We start from the raw sequence: 17080 nt of genomic DNA on the forward strand, positions 1-17080 counted from the left end.
TCGCAGTATGAGGGCGGCGTCTCCGATCAGCTTAGAAGGTTGCCGCCTCGCTTTCGGGAGTGTCACGCTTCGCCGACGCGAGACCGGCCCGCTGACCGTCGGCTGCGCGGGAGCCGTGACCGCACGCGAACGCGAATCGTGCGGGGGTGAGCCTGCCGCGCTACACCCCCGCTCGTGCACCGAGCGTCGTCAGGCGAGACGGTGGATGTCGCCGTAGGCGCGGTAGAAACCGCCGCGGCCGGACTCGCGCACCTCGCTGACCACGTAACGGACGCCGCGCTCGCGGATCCCCTTCGGGAACTGAACCCGCCAACTCTGGTCGAATCCGGGAGAGACCACGCGGACTCGAAGCTGGCCGTGCTCTTCAAAGCACTCCACGACGATGCCGCCGCTGCTGTCATCGACGACGTCGACGGTGGCCGACGGGATGACCGTCTCGACGACGGGCGGAGCCTTGACGTCGACGACGTCGGGGACCGAGCCCTGCTCCGCCGACTTGATCGCCTCCTCGCTCGCGTCGACGCAGGCCAGTGAGCCGTCCGTGGTCACGATGTAGAGGCGCTGGTCGTGGTACTGCATGGAGTAGGCGGCGCCGCAGCCGGTGCCGAGCTTCCACAGGCGGGTGCCCGCCTCGTCGAAGCAGTAGATCGAGCCCAGGCCGTCCCCGGCGAAGACGTACCGGCCGTCCTCCGCGGTCGCGCAGGAGAAGACCGATGCGTCGCAGTTGTAGGTCCGCTCCCGGCCGCCGTCCTTGCGCAGCCGCACCACCGTCCGGGTCGAGGTACCCGCGTAGACCGTCGACCGCTCCTGCCAGCCGAAGAGCACCGCGCCGGTGGACTGGTGCCACAGCTCCTTTCCGGTACGCCAGTCATAGCTGGTGACGCCGCCGCTGTGACCGTGGTGAACGGCGGCGGCGTCGCATCGCACCATCCAGCCCTGCGTCCCGCGGCCCTGCCGGCGCCACAGGAACTCGTCCTCGTGGTCGATCGCGACGACGCCACCGCCGGCGTCGGACACGCCGAGGATGCCGTCATGGATGTCGAGCCAGTAGATGTCGATGTCCGGGGAGATCTGGTAGGCGAGCCTGGGCACCTTTCCGGACAGGTCATAGACGTTGCCGTCGTCGCAGCCCGCGTAGAGCCAGGCGTCGTCGGCGACGATGCACTTCACGCCGTCGGGCAGCCGGACCTGCTGCACCACCTGGGCGTCATGCGTCAGCGACGTGATCACACCGGCCTCGTTGCCCACCATGCACAGCCGGTCGTCGATGAAGATCCCGAACGCGGCGGAGCCCGAGGCGTATCGCCACAGGACCGGAGCCCGCCGCGTCGCCGCGCGGCCGACGGGGGCCGACGCGCCACCGGCGTGGGCGCTCATGACCTGGCGACGGGAAAAGCCCCGCTTTTTTCGGGCTCCGCGTACGGCTGGGGCGTAGCCCTTACGGACCTTTTCCCCAATCTTCTTCGCGGCCGTCTCCCTCGCTTTTGCCTCATCCGGGAACGTGCTGGTCTTTCGCTGCCCGGCGTCACCGATCCGGCCGTACCGGATGGTCATCGTCGTGCCGTCGACCGTGACCTCATAGAACTTGTGCGCTCCGCTGCCCTCTTCGGAGAGTTCGAGGTAGGTGGTCTCTTCGGTCGTTTCCACGGATATCGGGCCTTCCACCGGAGGTTCGGGAGATGGGATTGGGAAGGCGAATAAGCGTCGCCTTCCGCATCGACAACCCAAACCGTACAAGCCAGGTGCGACATTTCTGGCTTTACCGATAGGTGGTCTCGTCCAGGCCGCTCAGCGTCGGGTCGTAGGAGACCTCGCCGACGTCGTACATCGAGGTCATCCAGTGCTAGAAGTTGTCGCCCCGGTCCCGCAGCACCTGGTACAGCCGCCGCAACAGCCGACCGCGCACCTCCGCCATCTCCGGATGCTCGTAGACGTTGAGCAACTTGTCCGGGTCGGTGACCAGGTCGTACAACCGCGTGTACGAGCCAGGCGGGATGGGCGCGGCGCGCTGAGGTCCGGCCGCCACCGAACGTAGGCGAACTACGCCAAATGGTGATGGTGCCGTGCTCCGCCCGGGTGCCACCGTTACGGCATGAAATGGCCCTTCGTCGGGGTGACGGTCGGCTGCCTGGTGCTGGCCGCGTGCGGCGGGACGTCGCGGACGCCCGTGGCGGCGACGGCCCGGCCGACGGCGGCGGCCCCCTCGACGCCGTCCGTCTCGGCGCCCGCGCCGTCCTCGACCGCCTCGGCAACCGAGGGCTCCGCCGCGCCCTCACCCGAGTCGAGCGAAACGAGCACGGACGACCCGTCCTCACCCGCCGTCTCCGACGACTTCCCGGCGACATACCGGGTGTCCCAGGTCACCGCGTTCGCCCATTACCAGGGCAACCCGGCTTGGGCCCCCGCCGAACGGTCCAGGGTGGCGAATGCCGTCTGGCACTTCGACAGGGACGGGACGTTCGCGTTCACGACCTCGAACGTCCGGACCGACCTGTTCCCCCTGCACGGCACGTACCAGGTCAACGGCACGACTCTCAGCTTCTCCGCGCACGGGGCCGCGGCCAACGCCGGTGGCAGCGCGCATGCCGAGCTGGTCGGCACGATGGACCTGTCGGCGGATCCCCGCACCGTCCAGTTCAAGCTCATCACCGGTGCCGGCTACGGAGCGGTCGTCGACGACCAGCGGTTCGCCTCGGCGACGACCGCGGCGTACGGCGGCACGGTCGCCGTGGCGACCGGTTGACGGGGGTGTCGGTGAACACCGTCGCGGAATGGTCGGAGCGCATCGCCCGGAGGGTGACGCCCGACGAGGTCGACTTCGCGGCCGACGTCGGCGAGGCGTACGCGGCCGGGGGCGGCTCGCGGGCGGCGCTGTTCGACCGTCCGGGTGCGGAGCCGGGCGGATTCGGGCTCGTGAGCGCCATCGGCGAACTGCCCGTCATCCTCGCCGCCCTGGCGGACACCGGCCGGGTCCTCCGGCACGCGCTGGCCACACAGGAGCTCGGCAACGCGGTGGCCGTCGCGAGTCTGTGGGTCTCGCTCCGCGGGGCCAGAACGCCGCCGACCGTGCCGGAGGACACCAAGGCCGGGCCGGGCGACGCGCGAGCCGTATCGGGCGACGCGCGGGCCATGTCCGGCGACACGCGAGCCGTATCGGGCGACATGCGAGCCATGTCCGGCGACGTGCAGGCGATGCCGGACGACGCGCAGGTCACCCCGGCGGACGACGCCCGTACGGCGCTCACCCGGGCGTACGCCGAGCTCAGAGATCGGCTGCGATCCCTCGGGTTCCCGCCCGAACGCGCCGAACGGCTGGCCCGCGAACTCCTCGAAGAACTGCTCGCCGACGCCGTGAGCGCAGAGGACTTCATCCGCCGGCTGGACGGCGGGAAGCGGTGAGCCGACCGGGCGTCGACACCGTGGCGCCCCCGTGGATCTGGATGTTCTTCGTCGGATACCTCGCCATCGGCGTACCCGACTGGATCCGTACCTGGCACCGCCAGCTCGCCGACTACCGCGGTCACGACTCACTCGCCTTCACCCTGTTGAAGGTGTTCGCCGTCGTCGAGCTCCTGCCGGTCGCGTTCCTCGCCGCCGGGATCGCGGGCGTCGCGCTGCCCGCCGTGCGCGGGCGCTGGGTGGAGCGGAGATTCGGCCTCGTCCCCGACGACCGGCCGGTCATCGCCGAGATGCGGCGGTTCGCCGAGGCGTACGCGCCGGGCGTCGACCTGCGGGTCACGCTCCGGCCCGGCCGGCTCGCCCGCGTGTACCCGGTCGGCTTTCGCCGGGCCCGCATCGCGGTCTTCCGGCCGATGGCGGCCCTCTGGCGCCAGGACCGCCCGGCCGCCGAGGCCGTGCTCCTGCACGAGATCGCGCACCTGCGGCAGGGCGACCACCTGCTCGTCGGGCTCGGCAGCCCCTTCCCGTGGCTCGTGCGCGTCTGCGCGCCGGTGTTCCTCGCCGCCGAGGTGCTGCCCGCCGTCGTCTTGTTCGTGGTGCAGCCGCACCTGGGCACCGCCGTCGGCGCCCAGGTCGTGCTCGACGTCGGCGCGATCCCCCGCCAGCTGATCCTCCCCGTCGCCGCGCTGTGGCTCGCGGAGCTGGGCGCCGACCGGTTCCCCGCGCAGGTGGCCGGGCCGCATGTCCTCCAGCGCGCGCTCGACCGTTCGCGGTCGACCTCCTGGTTCGGCCCGCTGTCCCATCCCCCGAAGGGCCTGCGGTGGCGGCTGGCCGCTCATCCGCGAGCGGCGACGCTCACCCTGCTCACCGGCTGGTTCGCCGCGCTGGTCATCAAGCTCGCCGTCACGATCGTCGCCGCGACGCCCGCGTCGCTCATGATCGGAAACTCCGTTCCGGATACGGCGCGGCTGCTCACGCGTGGTATCCGCGACTTCCTCGTCGACGGCCGCCCGCTCCTCCTCGCCGCTCTGGCGCTCCTCGTGACGTGGCCGTTGCTCGCCCGGCTGTGGACGCGCGCCTGGTCACCCGGCACGCCGCCCGGGTGGCCGGCCCAGTACCCCCTCTATCTCGCCGCCACCGCCGCGCCGACGCTGCTGGTGCTGGGCTCCGTCCTCGTTCCCGTTCCCTGACACACGCCGGTGGCCCGGGGTGGAGACGCTGCCTCCCAGGCCGGACCTGTACATATAGGCGGGACCACGCGGCCGCGCCGGCTTCGCACTGAGGAGACGTTTGACCATGCATGTACCGAACATCGTCCAGTTGCGCGGGGGTGGCACCAGCGTCGTCGTGGAACTGGCCGAACCGGTTCCCAGGGTGCTCCACTGGGGTGCGGACCTGGGCGAGCTGTCCGAGGACGCGCGCGCCGCGCTGCGGCTGACGGCCGAGCCCGCGGTCCTGAACAGCGCCCCCGATGTGGCGAGGCACCTGTCCATCTGGCCGACGGAGGCCGAGGGATGGTCGGGTACCCCGGCGCACGAGGGGCATCTCGACGGAACGGCGACCGCGCCGCGCCCGCGCCTCACCGACGCGCGGCACCGGCCGCTGCCGGACGGCGGCGCCGAGCTCGTCATGACGCTCGCCGACGACCTCTCCGATGTCGACATCGTGGTCGGGTACCGGCTCGGTGCATCGGGCGTCCTGGCCGTCGACGCCGCCGTGACCCGCCGTACGGCGGCGCGGCGCGAGGGGCACTACCAGCTCGGAGGCGTGTCCACCCTCCTGCCGTTGCCCCAGCGCGCCGACGAGATCCTCGACTTCACCGGCAAGTGGTGCCGGGAGCGGGCGCCGCAGCGCCGGCCGCTCGCCTTCGGCGGCCACGTCCGGGAGGTCCGGCGGGGGAAGCCGGGCCACGACTCCCCGTACCTGATGGTCGCCGGCGTGCCCGGCTTCGGCTTCCGATACGGCGAGGTCTGGGGCGTGCACGTCGCGTGGAGCGGGAACCAGCGGTATCTGGTCGAGCGGCTGCCGGAGGGCGCGGGCGTGCACGCGGCCGTGCTCGGCGGCGGTGAGCTGCTCAAACCGGGCGAGATCGCGCTTGGCCCCGGGGAGACCTACCGGACGCCCGTCTGCTACTTCGCCTGGTCCGACGCCGGCCTGGACGGGCTCGCCGGCCGCTTCCACGACATGCTCCGGGCCCGGCCGGCCCATCCGGCTCGTCCCCGGCCCCTGACGCTCAACACCTGGGAGGCGGTCTACTTCGACCACGACCTGGACCGGCTGACCGCCCTGGCGGACCGTGCCGCCGAGATCGGGGTCGAGCGGCTGGTGCTCGACGACGGCTGGTTCCGCGGCCGGCGCGACGACACCGCCGGTCTCGGGGACTGGTTCGTGGACGAGAAGATCTGGCCGCACGGGCTGACGCCGCTGGTCGACCACGTCCACGGGCTCGGCATGCAGTTCGGTCTCTGGTTCGAACCCGAGATGATCAACCTTGAATCCCGGCTGGCCCGCGAGCACCCCGACTGGATCCTCGGCCCGTCCGCCGGCCTCGGCCCGCCGTCCCGGCACCAGTACGTGCTGAATCTCGCCGACGAACGGGCGTGGTCCTACATCCTGGAACGCGTCGACGCGCTCGTCGGCCGGTACGCGATCGACTACGTGAAGTGGGACCACAACCGCGACCTGCACGAGGCGGTGTTCCGTGACGCCACCGGCGCCGACCGGCCCGCCGTGCACGCGCAGACCGTGGCGCTGTACCGGCTGCTCGACGCCCTGAAGGAGAGGCATCCGGCACTGGAAATCGAGTCGTGCGCGGGCGGCGGCGGGCGGGTCGATCTGGGGATCCTCGCGCGTACCGACCGCGTCTGGGCCTCCGACTGCAATGACCCCGTCGAACGCCAGGCGATCCAGCTCTGGACCGGCCAGTTGCTGCCTCCCGAGCTCGTCGGCGCGCATGTCGGCCCGGCGGAGGCGCACACCACGCTGCGGGTGACCACGGACTCGTTCCGCCTGATCACCGCGCTGTTCGGGCACGCCGGCATCGAGGCGGACCTCACGCAGTGCTCCCCGGAGGAGCTGGAGCGGCTGGCGGCGTGGGCGGCGCTGTACCGGGAGTTCCGTCCGCTGCTGCACCACGGCCGGGTGGTCCGCGCGGACACCGGTGACGACGCGACGATCCTGCACGGCGTGGTCGCGCGCGACCGGACGAGCGCGCTGTACTGCTGGGCCCGCCTGGCCACGTCGCCCGCGGCGCAGTCGGGCCGGGTGCGGCTACCGGGGTTGGACGCGGCCGGCGACTACCGCGTGCGGGTCCGGACCGACGTCGGACACCCCTCCGCGCACCATGCGGCCCCGCCCGCATGGGTCGCCCAGGCGATCGATGAGTGGACCACCCTTCCCGGCGCGGTCCTCTCCCGGACCGGTGTCCCCCATGCCCACGCTCAACCCCGAGCAGGCCATGCTGATCGAGGTGCGCGGGGTGACCACGGGACCCGTGTGATGCCCGATCCGGATGGAGAGGGCGCCGATCAGCCGGGACCTGGACGGACTTCCTGCTGACATGGTTACATGTCAGACAATGTTCAGCGATCGGTCTCTCTCCACCAATGTCCTGCGGCAGCTCCGCTCGGTCGTCGGCGACGAAAACGTGCGCACCGACCCCGGAGTGCTCGAGGCGTACGCGCGGGACGCGACGCCGCTGTTCCACGCCTACCCACAGGCGATCGTCGAGCCCGACGACGCGCCGCAGATCGCCGAGATCGTCCGCATCGCCGTCGAGCATGGCCTCCCGATGATTCCGCGCGGCTCCGGGTCGAACCTGTGCGCCGCCACCTCGGCTCAGCAGGGCGGCATCGTCCTGACCACGGCCCGGATGCGGCGCATCGAGGAGATCGCCCCGGCGGAGCTACTGGCCCGGGTCCAGCCCGGCGTGACGACGGCGACGCTGGCGAAGGCGGCGGGCGAGCACGGCCTGTTCTATCCGCCCGACCCGGGCAGCCACACCGTCTCCACGATCGGCGGCAACATCGCCACCTGCGCCGGCGGACTGCGCGGGCTGAAGTACGGCGTCACCCGCAATTACGTCCTCGGCCTCACCGCGGTGCTCGGAACCGGTGAGATCGTCACCACCGGCGGCCGGCTGTGGAAGGACGTCGCGGGATACGACCTGACCCGGCTGCTCACGGGCTCGGAGGGAACACTCGGCATCATCACCGAGGCCACCGTCGCCCTGCTGCCCGCGCCCGCGACGGTGGGGACCGGGCTGGCCTACTTCGCCGATCTCGAGGCGGCGGGGCGTGCCGTCACCGAGATCATCGCACGCGGCATCGTGCCCGCGACGCTGGAGTTCCTCGACCGACGCTGCATGGACGCCGTCGACGCCTACGCCCACCTCGGGCTGCATGCGACGGCCGGCGCGATGCTGCTCTTCGGCGACGACGGCGAGGACGATCAGGTGGCCGCGAGCCTCGCGCGGATGCGGCAGGCGTGTCTCGACAGCGGTGCCCTGTCCGTCGAGATCGGTGGCGTTGCCGAGGCCGAGTCGCTGCTGGCCGCCCGCCGCTGCACCCTTCCGGCGCTGTCCCGGCTCGGCTCCCTGACGATCCTCGAGGACGCGAGCGTGCCCCGGCCCCGTCTCGCCGAGATGGTCGCCCGCATCGACGACATCGCGCGCCGGCACGATGTCGTGATCGCGACGTTCGGGCACGCCGGTGACGGCAACCTGCACCCGACGTGCGTGCTGCCCTCCGCCGAGGACACCGAGGCCGTCGCCCGCGCCGAACACGCCTTCGGGGAGATCTTCCGAACCGCGATCGAACTCGGCGGGACGATCACCGGCGAGCATGGCGTGGGTGCGGCGAAGCTGCCCTATCTGGCCGAACGGCTCGGCCCGGCGCAGACGGCCCTGCTGCGCCGGATCAAGTCCGCCTTCGATCCGGCGGGCATCCTCAACCCCGGAAAGCTGGGATCATAAGTGGCCGATCTCTTCGACCCCGATCGGCTCAGCCGCTGCATCTCCTGCGGGTTCTGCCTCCCGGCGTGCCCCACCTACGCCATGACCGGTGACGAGGCCTCCTCACCGCGCGGCCGGATCACCCTCATGCGAGCGCTCGACGCCGGGCGGCTCGATCTCGACGATCCCACCCTGACCGACCAGGCGTCCCTCTGCCTCGGCTGCCGCGCCTGCGAGCCGGTCTGTCCCGCCGGTGTCGAGTACGGCCAACTGCTCGAACAGTGGCGCGGCGCGCAGTGGCAGGGACGCCGCCGCCCGCTGATCGTGCGCGCCCTCGTCCTGCTGGTGACACTGCGCCCGGCCCACCGGATCGCCGGAATCCTCCGGCGCGCCGCCCGCCGGAAGGCCGCCGAGGCCGATCAGCTGATGCTCGGCTGCGTGGAGCGGACGCTGTTCCCGCAGGTCAGCCGGGCCGCGCTCGCGCTGGCACCGGGCCTCGCGGCCGATCCGGACCAGGGCTGCTGCGGCGCGCTGCACGCGCACAACGGAGAACCCGAACGGGGCGAGGCGCTGGCCCGCCGCCTCGGCGACGACCTGCCCGGCACCATCGTCACCACCTCCGGCGGATGCGCCGCCCATCTCGCCTCGGTGATCGGGCGGGAGCGGGTACGGGAGTTCTCCGAATACGTCCAGGACCAGCGGTTCCAGCCGGTCCTGATCGACGGCCGGCCCGCCCGGGTGACATTGCAGGACTCCTGTCACCTTCGCAACGGCCTCGGCGTGTGGCGCGAACCGCGACGGCTGCTGCAGAGCGTCGCCGAGTATGTCGAACTGCCCTCGGCGGCCACCTGCTGCGGCGCCGCCGGCACGTACTCACTGGTCCGTCCCCGCGAGTCGCGGACCCTGGCGGAGGCCAAGGTGGCCGAGATCGAGGCCGCCGGCGTCGACATGGTGGTCGCGGTCAACCCCGGCTGCCTGCGCCAGCTCCGCCAGGCGTTGCGCCGGCACCGCTCGCCGGTCCGCGCCGTACACCTGGCCGAGTTCCTCGCCCTCTCCGCGAAGGGACCACGATCATCATGAGATTCGTCGGGGCACTTCCTCAGGCCGTCCTGTCGGCCCTCTTCAGCAGTGCGTCCCGTGCTCCGGTCAGGTGCCGCCGGGCGGCCTCCACCGCGCCGGGCCCGTCCCCGCGACGGATCGCCTGGAGGATCTCGCGATGCTCGCGGGCGATCCGCGTCCGGCCGAGGGCCTGCCGCGTCTGCATCATGCACAGGTGCTCCTCCCCCGCCAGCGTGTTGTAGGAGCGCTCGAGGCGCCAGTTGCCGGTCGCCGCGGCCAGCGCCCGGTGGAACCCCAGGTCCGCGGCCACGAACGTGCTGGTCACCGCGTCATTGGACAGCTTCTCCAAGGCGTCGATCGCGTTCTCGGCGTCGTCCAGCCCGGCGCCGTTCGCCTGACTGAGTCGCTCGACCATCGCCAGCTCGAGCGGAATGCGGACGAAGTACAGATCCTCGATGTCCTGCGCGGAGAGGGATGGAACAACGGCCGCGTGGTGTGAGTCCTGCCGAAGCAGGCCCTCGAACACCAGCGTGCGCACCGCCGCCTTCGCCGTCGGCCGCGACACTTCGAAACGCCGCGCCACCTCCACCTCGGCGACCGGCGCCGCCGCAGGCCACTGCCCGTCGAGGATCTGCTCCCGCAGCGCCTCGACCAGCGCGTCGACCACCGTGACCGTCGAGAGACCCGCTCGAGACATGTCGACATGATTACACGTCTGACAATCGATGGCGAGTTAGACAAGCAACTTGGCGAAGTTACTTGTCTAACTGGTAGCGTGATCGGCCATGGAGCGAAATCTCGGGTCAAAACGCTCAGCGGCGACGGCGCAGCGCCTCGACCACGCGATCAAGCGCCTGCGGGGACGGCTGCGTACCGAGTCGGGGATGTACTCCATCGGGCTGACCATCACCCAGCTCTCGGTGCTGCGCAGCGTGGTGGACGAGGGCCCGATCACCGCGGCCCGTCTCGCCACGCTGGAACACGTCAGCCCGCAGTCCATCGCGCAGAGCCTGGCCGTGCTCAGGGCCGCCAAGCTGGTCCGCGGCGAACCAGACCCGCAGGACCGCCGCAAGACCCTGGTCAGCGCCGATCCCTCCGCGGCCGAGCTCATCACCTCACTGCTGGCCGGCCGCGAGTCCTTCCTGGCGCGCGCCATCGACCAGGTCGTCGCCCCCGAGGAGCGCCAGGACCTGGAAAAAGCCATCGAACTGCTGGAACGCCTCGCCGCGGCGGATCTGAGCGGCGGCGCATGACCACCGGCCACGCTCAGGTGGAGGCGCGCGACGGCGAACGTGATCCCTTCGCCTGGACGTTCACCGCGCCGCTCTACGTGGGCTCCAGCCTCAACCCGATCAACAGCTCCATCATCGCGACCGCGCTCGTGCCCATCGCCACCGGCCTGCACGTCTCGGTGGGGAGCACCTCAGTGCTGGTCACCTCGCTGTATCTGACCAGCGCCATCGCGCAGCCCACGGCGGGCAAGCTGGCGGAGGTGATCGGCCCGCGCCGGGTCTTCCTCGGCGGCATCCTCCTGGTGCTGCTCGGCGGCCTGATCGGCGGCTTCGGCCAGAACCTGGCGACGCTGACCGTCGCCCGGGTGTTCGTCGGCATCGGCACCTCGGCCGGCTTCCCGTCGGCGATGGTGCTGATCCGGCGCCGTGCGACCGACGCCGGGCTGGAGTCGCCACCGGGCGGCGTGCTCGGCGGTGTCGCGATCGCCGGAATGGCCACCGCGGCCGTCGGCCCGCCGATCGGCGGCCTGCTGGTCGGCGCCGCGGGCTGGCGCTGGGCCTTCCTGATCAACATCCCGGTCACCGCGCTCGCGATGGCGATGGCCGTGCGCTGGGTGCCCAGGGACCCGGTGCGCGAGGGCGGACGGCGCGGCTTCCGCGAGGTCGCCGACCGGATCGACCTGCTCGGCATCCTCGGCTTCGCCGCGGCGATGACCTCGCTGATCATCTTCCTGATGAGCCTGCCGCACGCCGACTGGTACGCGCTCGCCGTCTTCGTGGTGGTCGCCGTGCCGACGGTGTGGTGGGAGCTGCGCGCGACCAGGCCGTTCTTCGACCTCCGCGAGCTCGCCGCCAACGGCGCCCTCGGCCGGACCTACCTGCGGCAGGCGTTCACACTGCTCGGTGTCTACACCGTGATGTACGGGATGACCCAGTGGATGGAGGCGGCACGCGGGGTCTCCGCCGAGGATGCCGGACTGCTGTTGTTGCCGATGGGCGCGGTCTCCGCGATGCTGTCGCGTCCGCTCGCCAGCCGCAACCTGGTACGCGGTCCCCTGATCGCCTCGGCGGTGACCATGCTGGTCGGGTCCGTCGGCATCGTGCTGCTCACCTCGCACGGCCCGGTGGTCGCGATCGTGTCGGTGTCACTGATCTTCGGCGTCATCTCCGCCGCCTCCACGGTCGGCAACCAGACCGCCCTCTACCTCTCGGCCTCGCCGGAGCAGATCGGCACCGCTTCCGGCCTGTTCCGGACCTTCGGGTACCTCGGAACCATCGTCTCGGCCGTGGCCACCGGCATCGTCTTCCACGACGGCGTCGGCGACCACGGCCTGCACACCCTCGGCGTCGTGCTGGTCGCGGCGGGCGTCGTGGTCCTGCTGCTGACGGTCCTGGACCGCCGGCTGATGACCCGCCGCGACATGAGCCGGCGCACCGGCACCGAAAAGAACACAACGAACACCGCCCAAGGAGAACAGCACGTGAGCACCACCGCAGTCCCGGCGATCGACCCCCAGCGGACCGCCCTGCTGGCGATGGACTTCCAGAACGGGATCGTCGCCCGCGTCTCCGACCCCGACGCGCTGCTCGAGCGGGTCAACGGCGCCATCGCCGAGGTCCGCGCCGCCGGCTGCACCGTCGGGTACGTCCGCGTCGCCTTCACCGAGGACGACTGGGCAGCCGTCCCGGAGACCAACAAGACCTTCGCCGCGGCCGCCGCGGCCAAGATGATGCACCACGAGGACACCACCACCCAGATCAACGAGCGGATCAGCCCTCAGGAGGGCGACATCGTGGTGCGCAAGATCCGCTTCGGCGGGATCTCCACCACCGACCTCGACGCGCAACTGCGCGACCGCGGCATCGACACCCTGGTGCTGTCCGGCATCAGCACCAGCGGAGTGGTCCTCTCCACCCTCATCGACGCCGCCGACCGCGACTATCGCGTCTACGTCCTGTCGGACGGCGTCGCCGACCCTGACGCCGAAGCCCACGAGGTGCTGATGAACAACGTGTTCCCGTCCCGGGCCCACGTCATCGACACCACCCAGCTCCACGAACTACTGCGCTCCGCCTGACACGGCCTTGGCCGGCATGGGCGCCCGAAAAGTCCGGTTGGTCTCAGCGGGCTTCGAAGGCTCCGAGATCCGGCGCCTGCCCGCTGTAGGGCAGGCCGACGTTGACGCCTTTGTCGATCAGGGTGCTGTTCGACGCGAGGCGGAGGTTGGGCAGCACGGGCAGGCTGCCGTCGGCTTGGCGAGCCGCGTCCCAGCCGGACGTCGACACGCTCTGGAACTGCGCGTCCGAGAGGGTGACGCTCAGGTTCCAGGAGTTGTACGCGGCGCTGGTACCGGTCATGTTCGACGTCAGGGTGCCCGTGTAGGCGAGGTTGTTGCGCAGATTGCCCAGACCGACGGCGGCACCGCTCGAGTTCACGCCGAGCATGTTGAAGTCCGGGTGATTCCCATAGCCGGTGTTGTTGAAGTAGTCGTTCGCCAGCGTGTGGTGGTTGGCGTAGAAACCCGACGCCCTGTTGGCGAACGCCACCGAGGTACGGACCGTGTGCTTGGCGCCGTTGGCGACATAACCACCGCCGTATCCGCCCGCCTTGAAGCCGTTACCGTTGCCGGCCGCCGTGGTCGTCTCCGGCACGTATCCGTTCCGCCACGCCCACGAGTTCTCGATGGTCACCGACGAGAAGGCGTTGATGAGGTCGAACCCGTCGTCGGAGTTCCACCACGCGCGGCAACCGCGGAACACGTTCCCGGGATGGCCGGCCGAGATGTGCGCCCCGAACCCGTCGGCGCTCTCGCCGGCCCCATTGGAGGTGTGCAGGTCATAGTTGTCGTGCGAGTCGGAGTTGAGGACGAGGTTGCCGCCCCCGTCCTGGATGAACAGGCCGGGTCCCATGTTGTTGTGGGCGTTGATCAGTTCGAAGGTGTTGTCGCTGCCGGAGACCCAGATGCCCCAGGACTCATGGTTCAGGTCGTTGTTCTGCGGAACGCCCTTGACCTCCAGCCCTTTGAGGTGGATCCAGTTCCCGGTGACGTCGAAGCCCTTGATCCGGCAGTCGTCGGTCATGCGGGAGAAGTCGAAGACCGGCTTCTCTCCCGGATAGGCCAGGTAGTTGATCAGGCTGCCCGAGCTGCCGCTCTTGTTCAGGGTGATCGCGTCGACTTTGTCCGTCTGGCTTTTGCAGCTGCTGTCGGCGTGTGTGTAGGCGTAGGTGCCGCCCCGGAGGTACACCGTGTCACCCGCCGTGACGACGGACTGAGCATGCGCGACCGTGGCCCAGGGAGCGGCCTGCGTCCCCGCAGCGCTGTCATTGCCCGTCGGTGCGACGTAATAGACCTTCCCGGCCGCCGCGCTGCTCGCCGCCGTGATCGCACCGATCGCGCCGCTCAGGGTCAGGATCGCTGAGGCCGCTGCGACCCGGCGAAGGGCTCGCCGCCGAGGTGTCGGATACATCGAGATCTCCCTCGCGAGAAGGTGCGTGATCATCAAGGCCCGGGCGCCGATGTTATCGCTAACAAGGCCGCGGTCAATGTCCCGTCCATCGGCTGCCGCGGCCATCCCGTCGTCACCGGGGGCGGCGTGCGGCGAAGCGATGAAAGTTTCAGTGCCCGGACGTGGCGACGGCCCGCCGGGATCCCCGGCGGGCCGTCACTACAGTTGTGCGAAGGTCAGTCGTTGTCCGACGCGGGGATGTACGCGCCGGGCACCTGGTCCGGAGCGTAGATCTTGGTCTCACCCGGGTAGGGCTTCGTCCACCCGTGCGCCTCGTACCACGAGAAGTGGTTCATCTGCTCGGGGTTGGCGGAGTCGGCCTTGGCGTTGGGCCCGGTGAACGGCTGCTTCGCCTTCCACGCCTGCCACTTCGCCGCCACCGGCTGCTCGGCCTTCGGCACCGCCGCCGACGGCACGGCCGCGGCCTTCACGTCCTGCGGTGCCGGGGTGTCCGAGCCGCAGGACGGCTGGGTCGACAGGCCCAGGGTCAGCGAAGTCCGGTTGGGCAGAGCGGTGAACGGCGTGTTGTCGGGCTTGCCGGTGAACGCCGTGCTCATCGGGGTCGCAGCGCTGTCCTTCTGGTTCATCGGGTGGATCCCGAGGATCTGCTCGACGGTCCGGATCATCGTGATCTGCGAGTAGTAGCGGCTGTCGACGGTGCCGTGCTTGGCCCAGGGGCTGATGATCTGGATCGGGGCACGGTGGCCGTCGACGTGGTCGACGCCGGCCTGGGAGTCGTCCTCGACCACGAAGATCGCGGAGTCCTTCCAGTACTTGCTGTGCGAGATCGTGTCGATCACCTTGCCGGTCGCGAGGTCGTTGTCCGCGACCTGAGCGGGCCCGGTCGGCGGGCCGCCGGTGTGGTCGTTGGAGAACCAGAACATGTTCAGGTTCGCCGGCCCGTTCTTCTGGAAGTCACGCTTCCAGATCTCGTACTTGTAGATGTCCGGGACGCTGGTGTCGAAGAGCGGGAAGCCTGGCGCCGACACCTTGTTGAGCGACGGGATCGCCGAGCCCGTCTGGATGGGGTAGGCGGTGTTCTGCGCGGGGTTCGCCGCCATGGTCTTGGCGTCGCAGTACAGGTTCTGCCAGGTCGCGCCGGTCGGCTTGCTCTCGAACGACTGGAACTCACCGAAGTCCCGTACGGTCTTGCCCGCCGCCTGCGCACCGGTCCAGATGAAGCCGGTCCGCTGGTGGCCGAGAACGTCGTCCTCGGTGTCGTAGCTGCGCGTGTACTCACCGGCCGAGGACTCGGTGTACTCCGGGTCGTCGGCCTGCATGAGCCAGTTGTGACCCTCGGCGGAGTTCGTGCCGATGTCGTAGGTGTTGTCGTACAGCCCGAACTGCTTGGCCAGCGCGTGCTGGTTCGGCGTCACGTTCTCGCCGTACTGGGCCAGCGTCGGGTCGCCGTTGCCCTGCGGGATGTCACCGTAGACCTGGTCGTAGGTCCGGTTCTCCTTGACGAGCAGGAAGACGTGCTTGATCGTCGAGGGGTCGCCGAGCTTCACCGGGACCGCCACCGGCTTCGCACCGTTGCCCTTGCTCCGCAGGACCGAGTTGGGGGTCCAGCCGTTCTGCTGGAAGACCTTCCTCGTCAGGGACCTGATGACGCCGTCGGACGGCAGCTTGAACCGCTGCAGGCTCGACGTCGTGTCGTGGGTACCGTGCCCGGCGCTGTTGGCGGGCGGCGTGCGGAGGGCGTCGATACCACGGGTGTTGGAGACCAGCACGTCGTTGCCGACGGTGGTGATCTCCGAGGGGAAGTAGTCCGTCGGGAGCAGGCCGACGTAGCTGACCGGCTCCAGCGGCTTCGTGTACCGGTAGACGGCGACCGCGTTGGCGCGGCCGAGCGTCACCAGCAGGTGACCGTCGTCGGTGAGCGTCACCGCGTCGGGCTCGTAGCCGACCGACGCCTCCGGCCACGGCTGGGTGGCGATGGTCTGGACGACCTTGTCCTTGGCCGTGTCGATGACCGACACGTTGTTGGTGGCGGTGTTCGTGACGAACAGCGCCCCGTTCTTGGCGTACAGGGCCGTCGGGTGCAGACCGACGTCGATGCTCCCGGCGGCGTCGGCCGGGTTCGCCAGGTTGATGACGCTGACCGTGCCGGTGGTGGTGGCACCGGTCTCCGGGTTGGCCGGCACCTGGGTGCCGTAGGAGTTGATCGTGGTCTCGCCCGGCTTCGCCGGGCGGCCGCCCTCGTTGCTGACGTAGAGCTTGTTGCCGACCAGCGCCAGATCACGCGGGGCGTTGCCCACGGCCCAGCTCTGCTGGATGGCCCCGGTGGCCGCGTCGATGGCGACCACGCGGTTCTGGCCGTTGACGGCGGAGTACACGGTCTTGCCGTCGGCCGAGAACACCGCCTGACCCACCAGCGCGCGCTTGGACCCGTCCGCCGCGATCTTGATGGACGTCGGGTTGGCGAGGGTGCCGTCCGTGTTCACGGTGAACTTGGTGTAGCCGTCGGACTGGCCCAGCCACAGCTGCGAGCCGTCGGGCGAGTACGTGGGGCCTTCCTGGCCCACGTCGTTGCCGCCGATCTTCAGGTCCGCGGCCTTGTTGTTGCCGACGAGCTGCTGGACCTTCCAGTTCTTCAGGTCCACGACGGCGAGCGCCATCCCACCGTCGGTGACGTTGGCCGCGAGGTGGGAGCCGTCCGGGCTGACCGTGGACGACATGATCTTGCCGTTGTTGATGACGAGGCGCTCGCCGATCGGCTTGATGTACTGGTCGGCGGATACCACCATGCCCTTGCTGGTGGTCTCTCCGACGTGGCTGGTGCCGAAGCCGTTGGTGGAGGCGAACGTTACGCCCCCACTGGTGATGGCGAGAGCCGCGGTGCCGGCCGCCACCACGCGGAACCGGCTGTTGGTAAGTCGACGGAAGAGCCCGAGCGGGGCCTTCTCGACACGCTGGCGGGTGACCTGCATGA

General features: G+C 70.3%; 13 protein-coding genes. 8 read left to right on the plus strand and 5 right to left on the minus strand.

Going from position 1 to position 17080, the window contains the following annotated elements:
• Positions 1 to 189: 189 nt before the first annotated feature.
• A complete protein-coding gene (locus tag AB0I04_RS08495; protein WP_360881095.1) occupies positions 190 to 1647 on the minus strand; it encodes a WGR domain-containing protein in 1458 nt (485 codons plus the stop codon).
• A gap of 196 nt (positions 1648 to 1843) precedes the next feature.
• Positions 1844 to 2026, minus strand: a complete 183-nt coding sequence (locus tag AB0I04_RS08500; RefSeq protein WP_360881097.1) for a hypothetical protein — start codon at positions 2024 to 2026, stop codon at positions 1844 to 1846.
• A gap of 66 nt (positions 2027 to 2092) precedes the next feature.
• Here AB0I04_RS08500 and AB0I04_RS08505 point away from each other — a divergent pair, with 66 nt between their 5' ends.
• The 6 genes from AB0I04_RS08505 to AB0I04_RS08530 all read left to right on the plus strand — a co-directional run bounded on the left by AB0I04_RS08505 (position 2093) and on the right by AB0I04_RS08530 (position 9430).
• Positions 2093 to 2743, plus strand: a complete 651-nt coding sequence (locus AB0I04_RS08505; protein ID WP_360881099.1) for a hypothetical protein — start codon at positions 2093 to 2095, stop codon at positions 2741 to 2743.
• An 11-nt stretch (positions 2744 to 2754) separates the two neighbouring features.
• Positions 2755 to 3399 carry a hypothetical protein gene (locus AB0I04_RS08510; RefSeq protein ID WP_360881101.1) on the plus strand — a complete coding sequence of 215 codons (645 nt, stop codon included), beginning with the start codon at positions 2755 to 2757 and terminating at the stop codon, positions 3397 to 3399.
• Entirely contained in the window at positions 3396 to 4589 is a 1194-nt protein-coding gene (locus tag AB0I04_RS08515; protein WP_360881103.1) for a hypothetical protein, read from the plus strand. Before AB0I04_RS08510 ends, AB0I04_RS08515 begins: the two co-directional genes overlap by 4 nt.
• A 106-nt stretch (positions 4590 to 4695) precedes the next feature.
• A complete protein-coding gene (locus AB0I04_RS08520; protein ID WP_360881105.1) occupies positions 4696 to 6957 on the plus strand; it encodes an alpha-galactosidase in 2262 nt (753 codons plus the stop codon).
• Positions 6958 to 6976: 19 nt separating this feature from the next.
• The gene (locus AB0I04_RS08525; RefSeq protein ID WP_360881107.1) at positions 6977 to 8371 is read left to right on the plus strand and encodes an FAD-linked oxidase C-terminal domain-containing protein; all 1395 of its coding nucleotides are present in this window, start codon (positions 6977 to 6979) and stop codon (positions 8369 to 8371) included.
• Positions 8372 to 9430, plus strand: coding sequence for a (Fe-S)-binding protein (locus tag AB0I04_RS08530; protein ID WP_360881109.1), 1059 nt, complete (start codon positions 8372 to 8374; stop codon positions 9428 to 9430).
• Positions 9431 to 9449: 19 nt separating this feature from the next.
• Here AB0I04_RS08530 and AB0I04_RS08535 read toward each other — a convergent pair whose 3' ends face one another.
• Complete coding sequence (locus AB0I04_RS08535) at positions 9450 to 10106, minus strand: GntR family transcriptional regulator (protein ID WP_360881111.1); 657 nt, start codon at positions 10104 to 10106, stop codon at positions 9450 to 9452.
• 88 nt (positions 10107 to 10194) lie between these two features.
• On the opposite strand from AB0I04_RS08535, the gene AB0I04_RS08540 reads away from it, so the two are divergent.
• Both AB0I04_RS08540 and AB0I04_RS08545 read left to right on the plus strand, forming a co-directional pair.
• Positions 10195 to 10662 carry a MarR family transcriptional regulator gene (locus tag AB0I04_RS08540; RefSeq protein WP_360881113.1) on the plus strand — a complete coding sequence of 156 codons (468 nt, stop codon included), beginning with the start codon at positions 10195 to 10197 and terminating at the stop codon, positions 10660 to 10662.
• Positions 10659 to 12719 (plus strand): MFS transporter, encoded by a 2061-nt coding sequence (locus tag AB0I04_RS08545; RefSeq protein WP_360881115.1) that lies wholly within the window; start codon positions 10659 to 10661, stop codon positions 12717 to 12719. The genes AB0I04_RS08540 and AB0I04_RS08545 overlap by 4 nt, the downstream gene beginning before the upstream one ends.
• 43 nt (positions 12720 to 12762) lie before the next feature.
• Here the strand turns inward: AB0I04_RS08545 and AB0I04_RS08550 are convergent, their stop codons facing one another.
• Both AB0I04_RS08550 and AB0I04_RS08555 read right to left on the minus strand, forming a co-directional pair.
• Positions 12763 to 14109 (minus strand): right-handed parallel beta-helix repeat-containing protein, encoded by a 1347-nt coding sequence (locus tag AB0I04_RS08550; protein ID WP_360881117.1) that lies wholly within the window; start codon positions 14107 to 14109, stop codon positions 12763 to 12765.
• A gap of 215 nt (positions 14110 to 14324) precedes the next feature.
• Positions 14325 to 17078 (minus strand): alkaline phosphatase family protein, encoded by a 2754-nt coding sequence (locus tag AB0I04_RS08555; protein ID WP_360881119.1) that lies wholly within the window; start codon positions 17076 to 17078, stop codon positions 14325 to 14327.
• Between the last annotated feature and the right edge of the window lie 2 nt (positions 17079 to 17080).

This window comes from Actinoallomurus sp. NPDC050550, from assembly GCF_040655075.1.
Classification (GTDB): Bacteria; Actinomycetota; Actinomycetes; order Streptosporangiales; family Streptosporangiaceae; genus Actinoallomurus.

What these genes read in the sequence shown, in the direction of transcription:
- AB0I04_RS08505 (WP_360881099.1), top strand. Translation starts at nt 2,093, where the DNA reads ATGAAATGGCCCTTCGTCGGGGTGACGGTCGGCTGCCTGGTGCTGGCC.
- AB0I04_RS08520 (WP_360881105.1), top strand. Translation starts at nt 4,696, where the DNA reads ATGCATGTACCGAACATCGTCCAGTTGCGCGGGGGTGGCACCAGCGTC.
- AB0I04_RS08525 (WP_360881107.1), top strand. Translation starts at nt 6,977, where the DNA reads ATGTTCAGCGATCGGTCTCTCTCCACCAATGTCCTGCGGCAGCTCCGC.
- AB0I04_RS08535 (WP_360881111.1), bottom strand. Translation starts at nt 10,106, where the DNA reads ATGTCTCGAGCGGGTCTCTCGACGGTCACGGTGGTCGACGCGCTGGTC.
- AB0I04_RS08540 (WP_360881113.1), top strand. Translation starts at nt 10,195, where the DNA reads ATGGAGCGAAATCTCGGGTCAAAACGCTCAGCGGCGACGGCGCAGCGC.
- AB0I04_RS08545 (WP_360881115.1), top strand. Translation starts at nt 10,659, where the DNA reads ATGACCACCGGCCACGCTCAGGTGGAGGCGCGCGACGGCGAACGTGAT.
- AB0I04_RS08550 (WP_360881117.1), bottom strand. Translation starts at nt 14,109, where the DNA reads ATGTATCCGACACCTCGGCGGCGAGCCCTTCGCCGGGTCGCAGCGGCC.
- AB0I04_RS08555 (WP_360881119.1), bottom strand. Translation starts at nt 17,078, where the DNA reads ATGCAGGTCACCCGCCAGCGTGTCGAGAAGGCCCCGCTCGGGCTCTTC.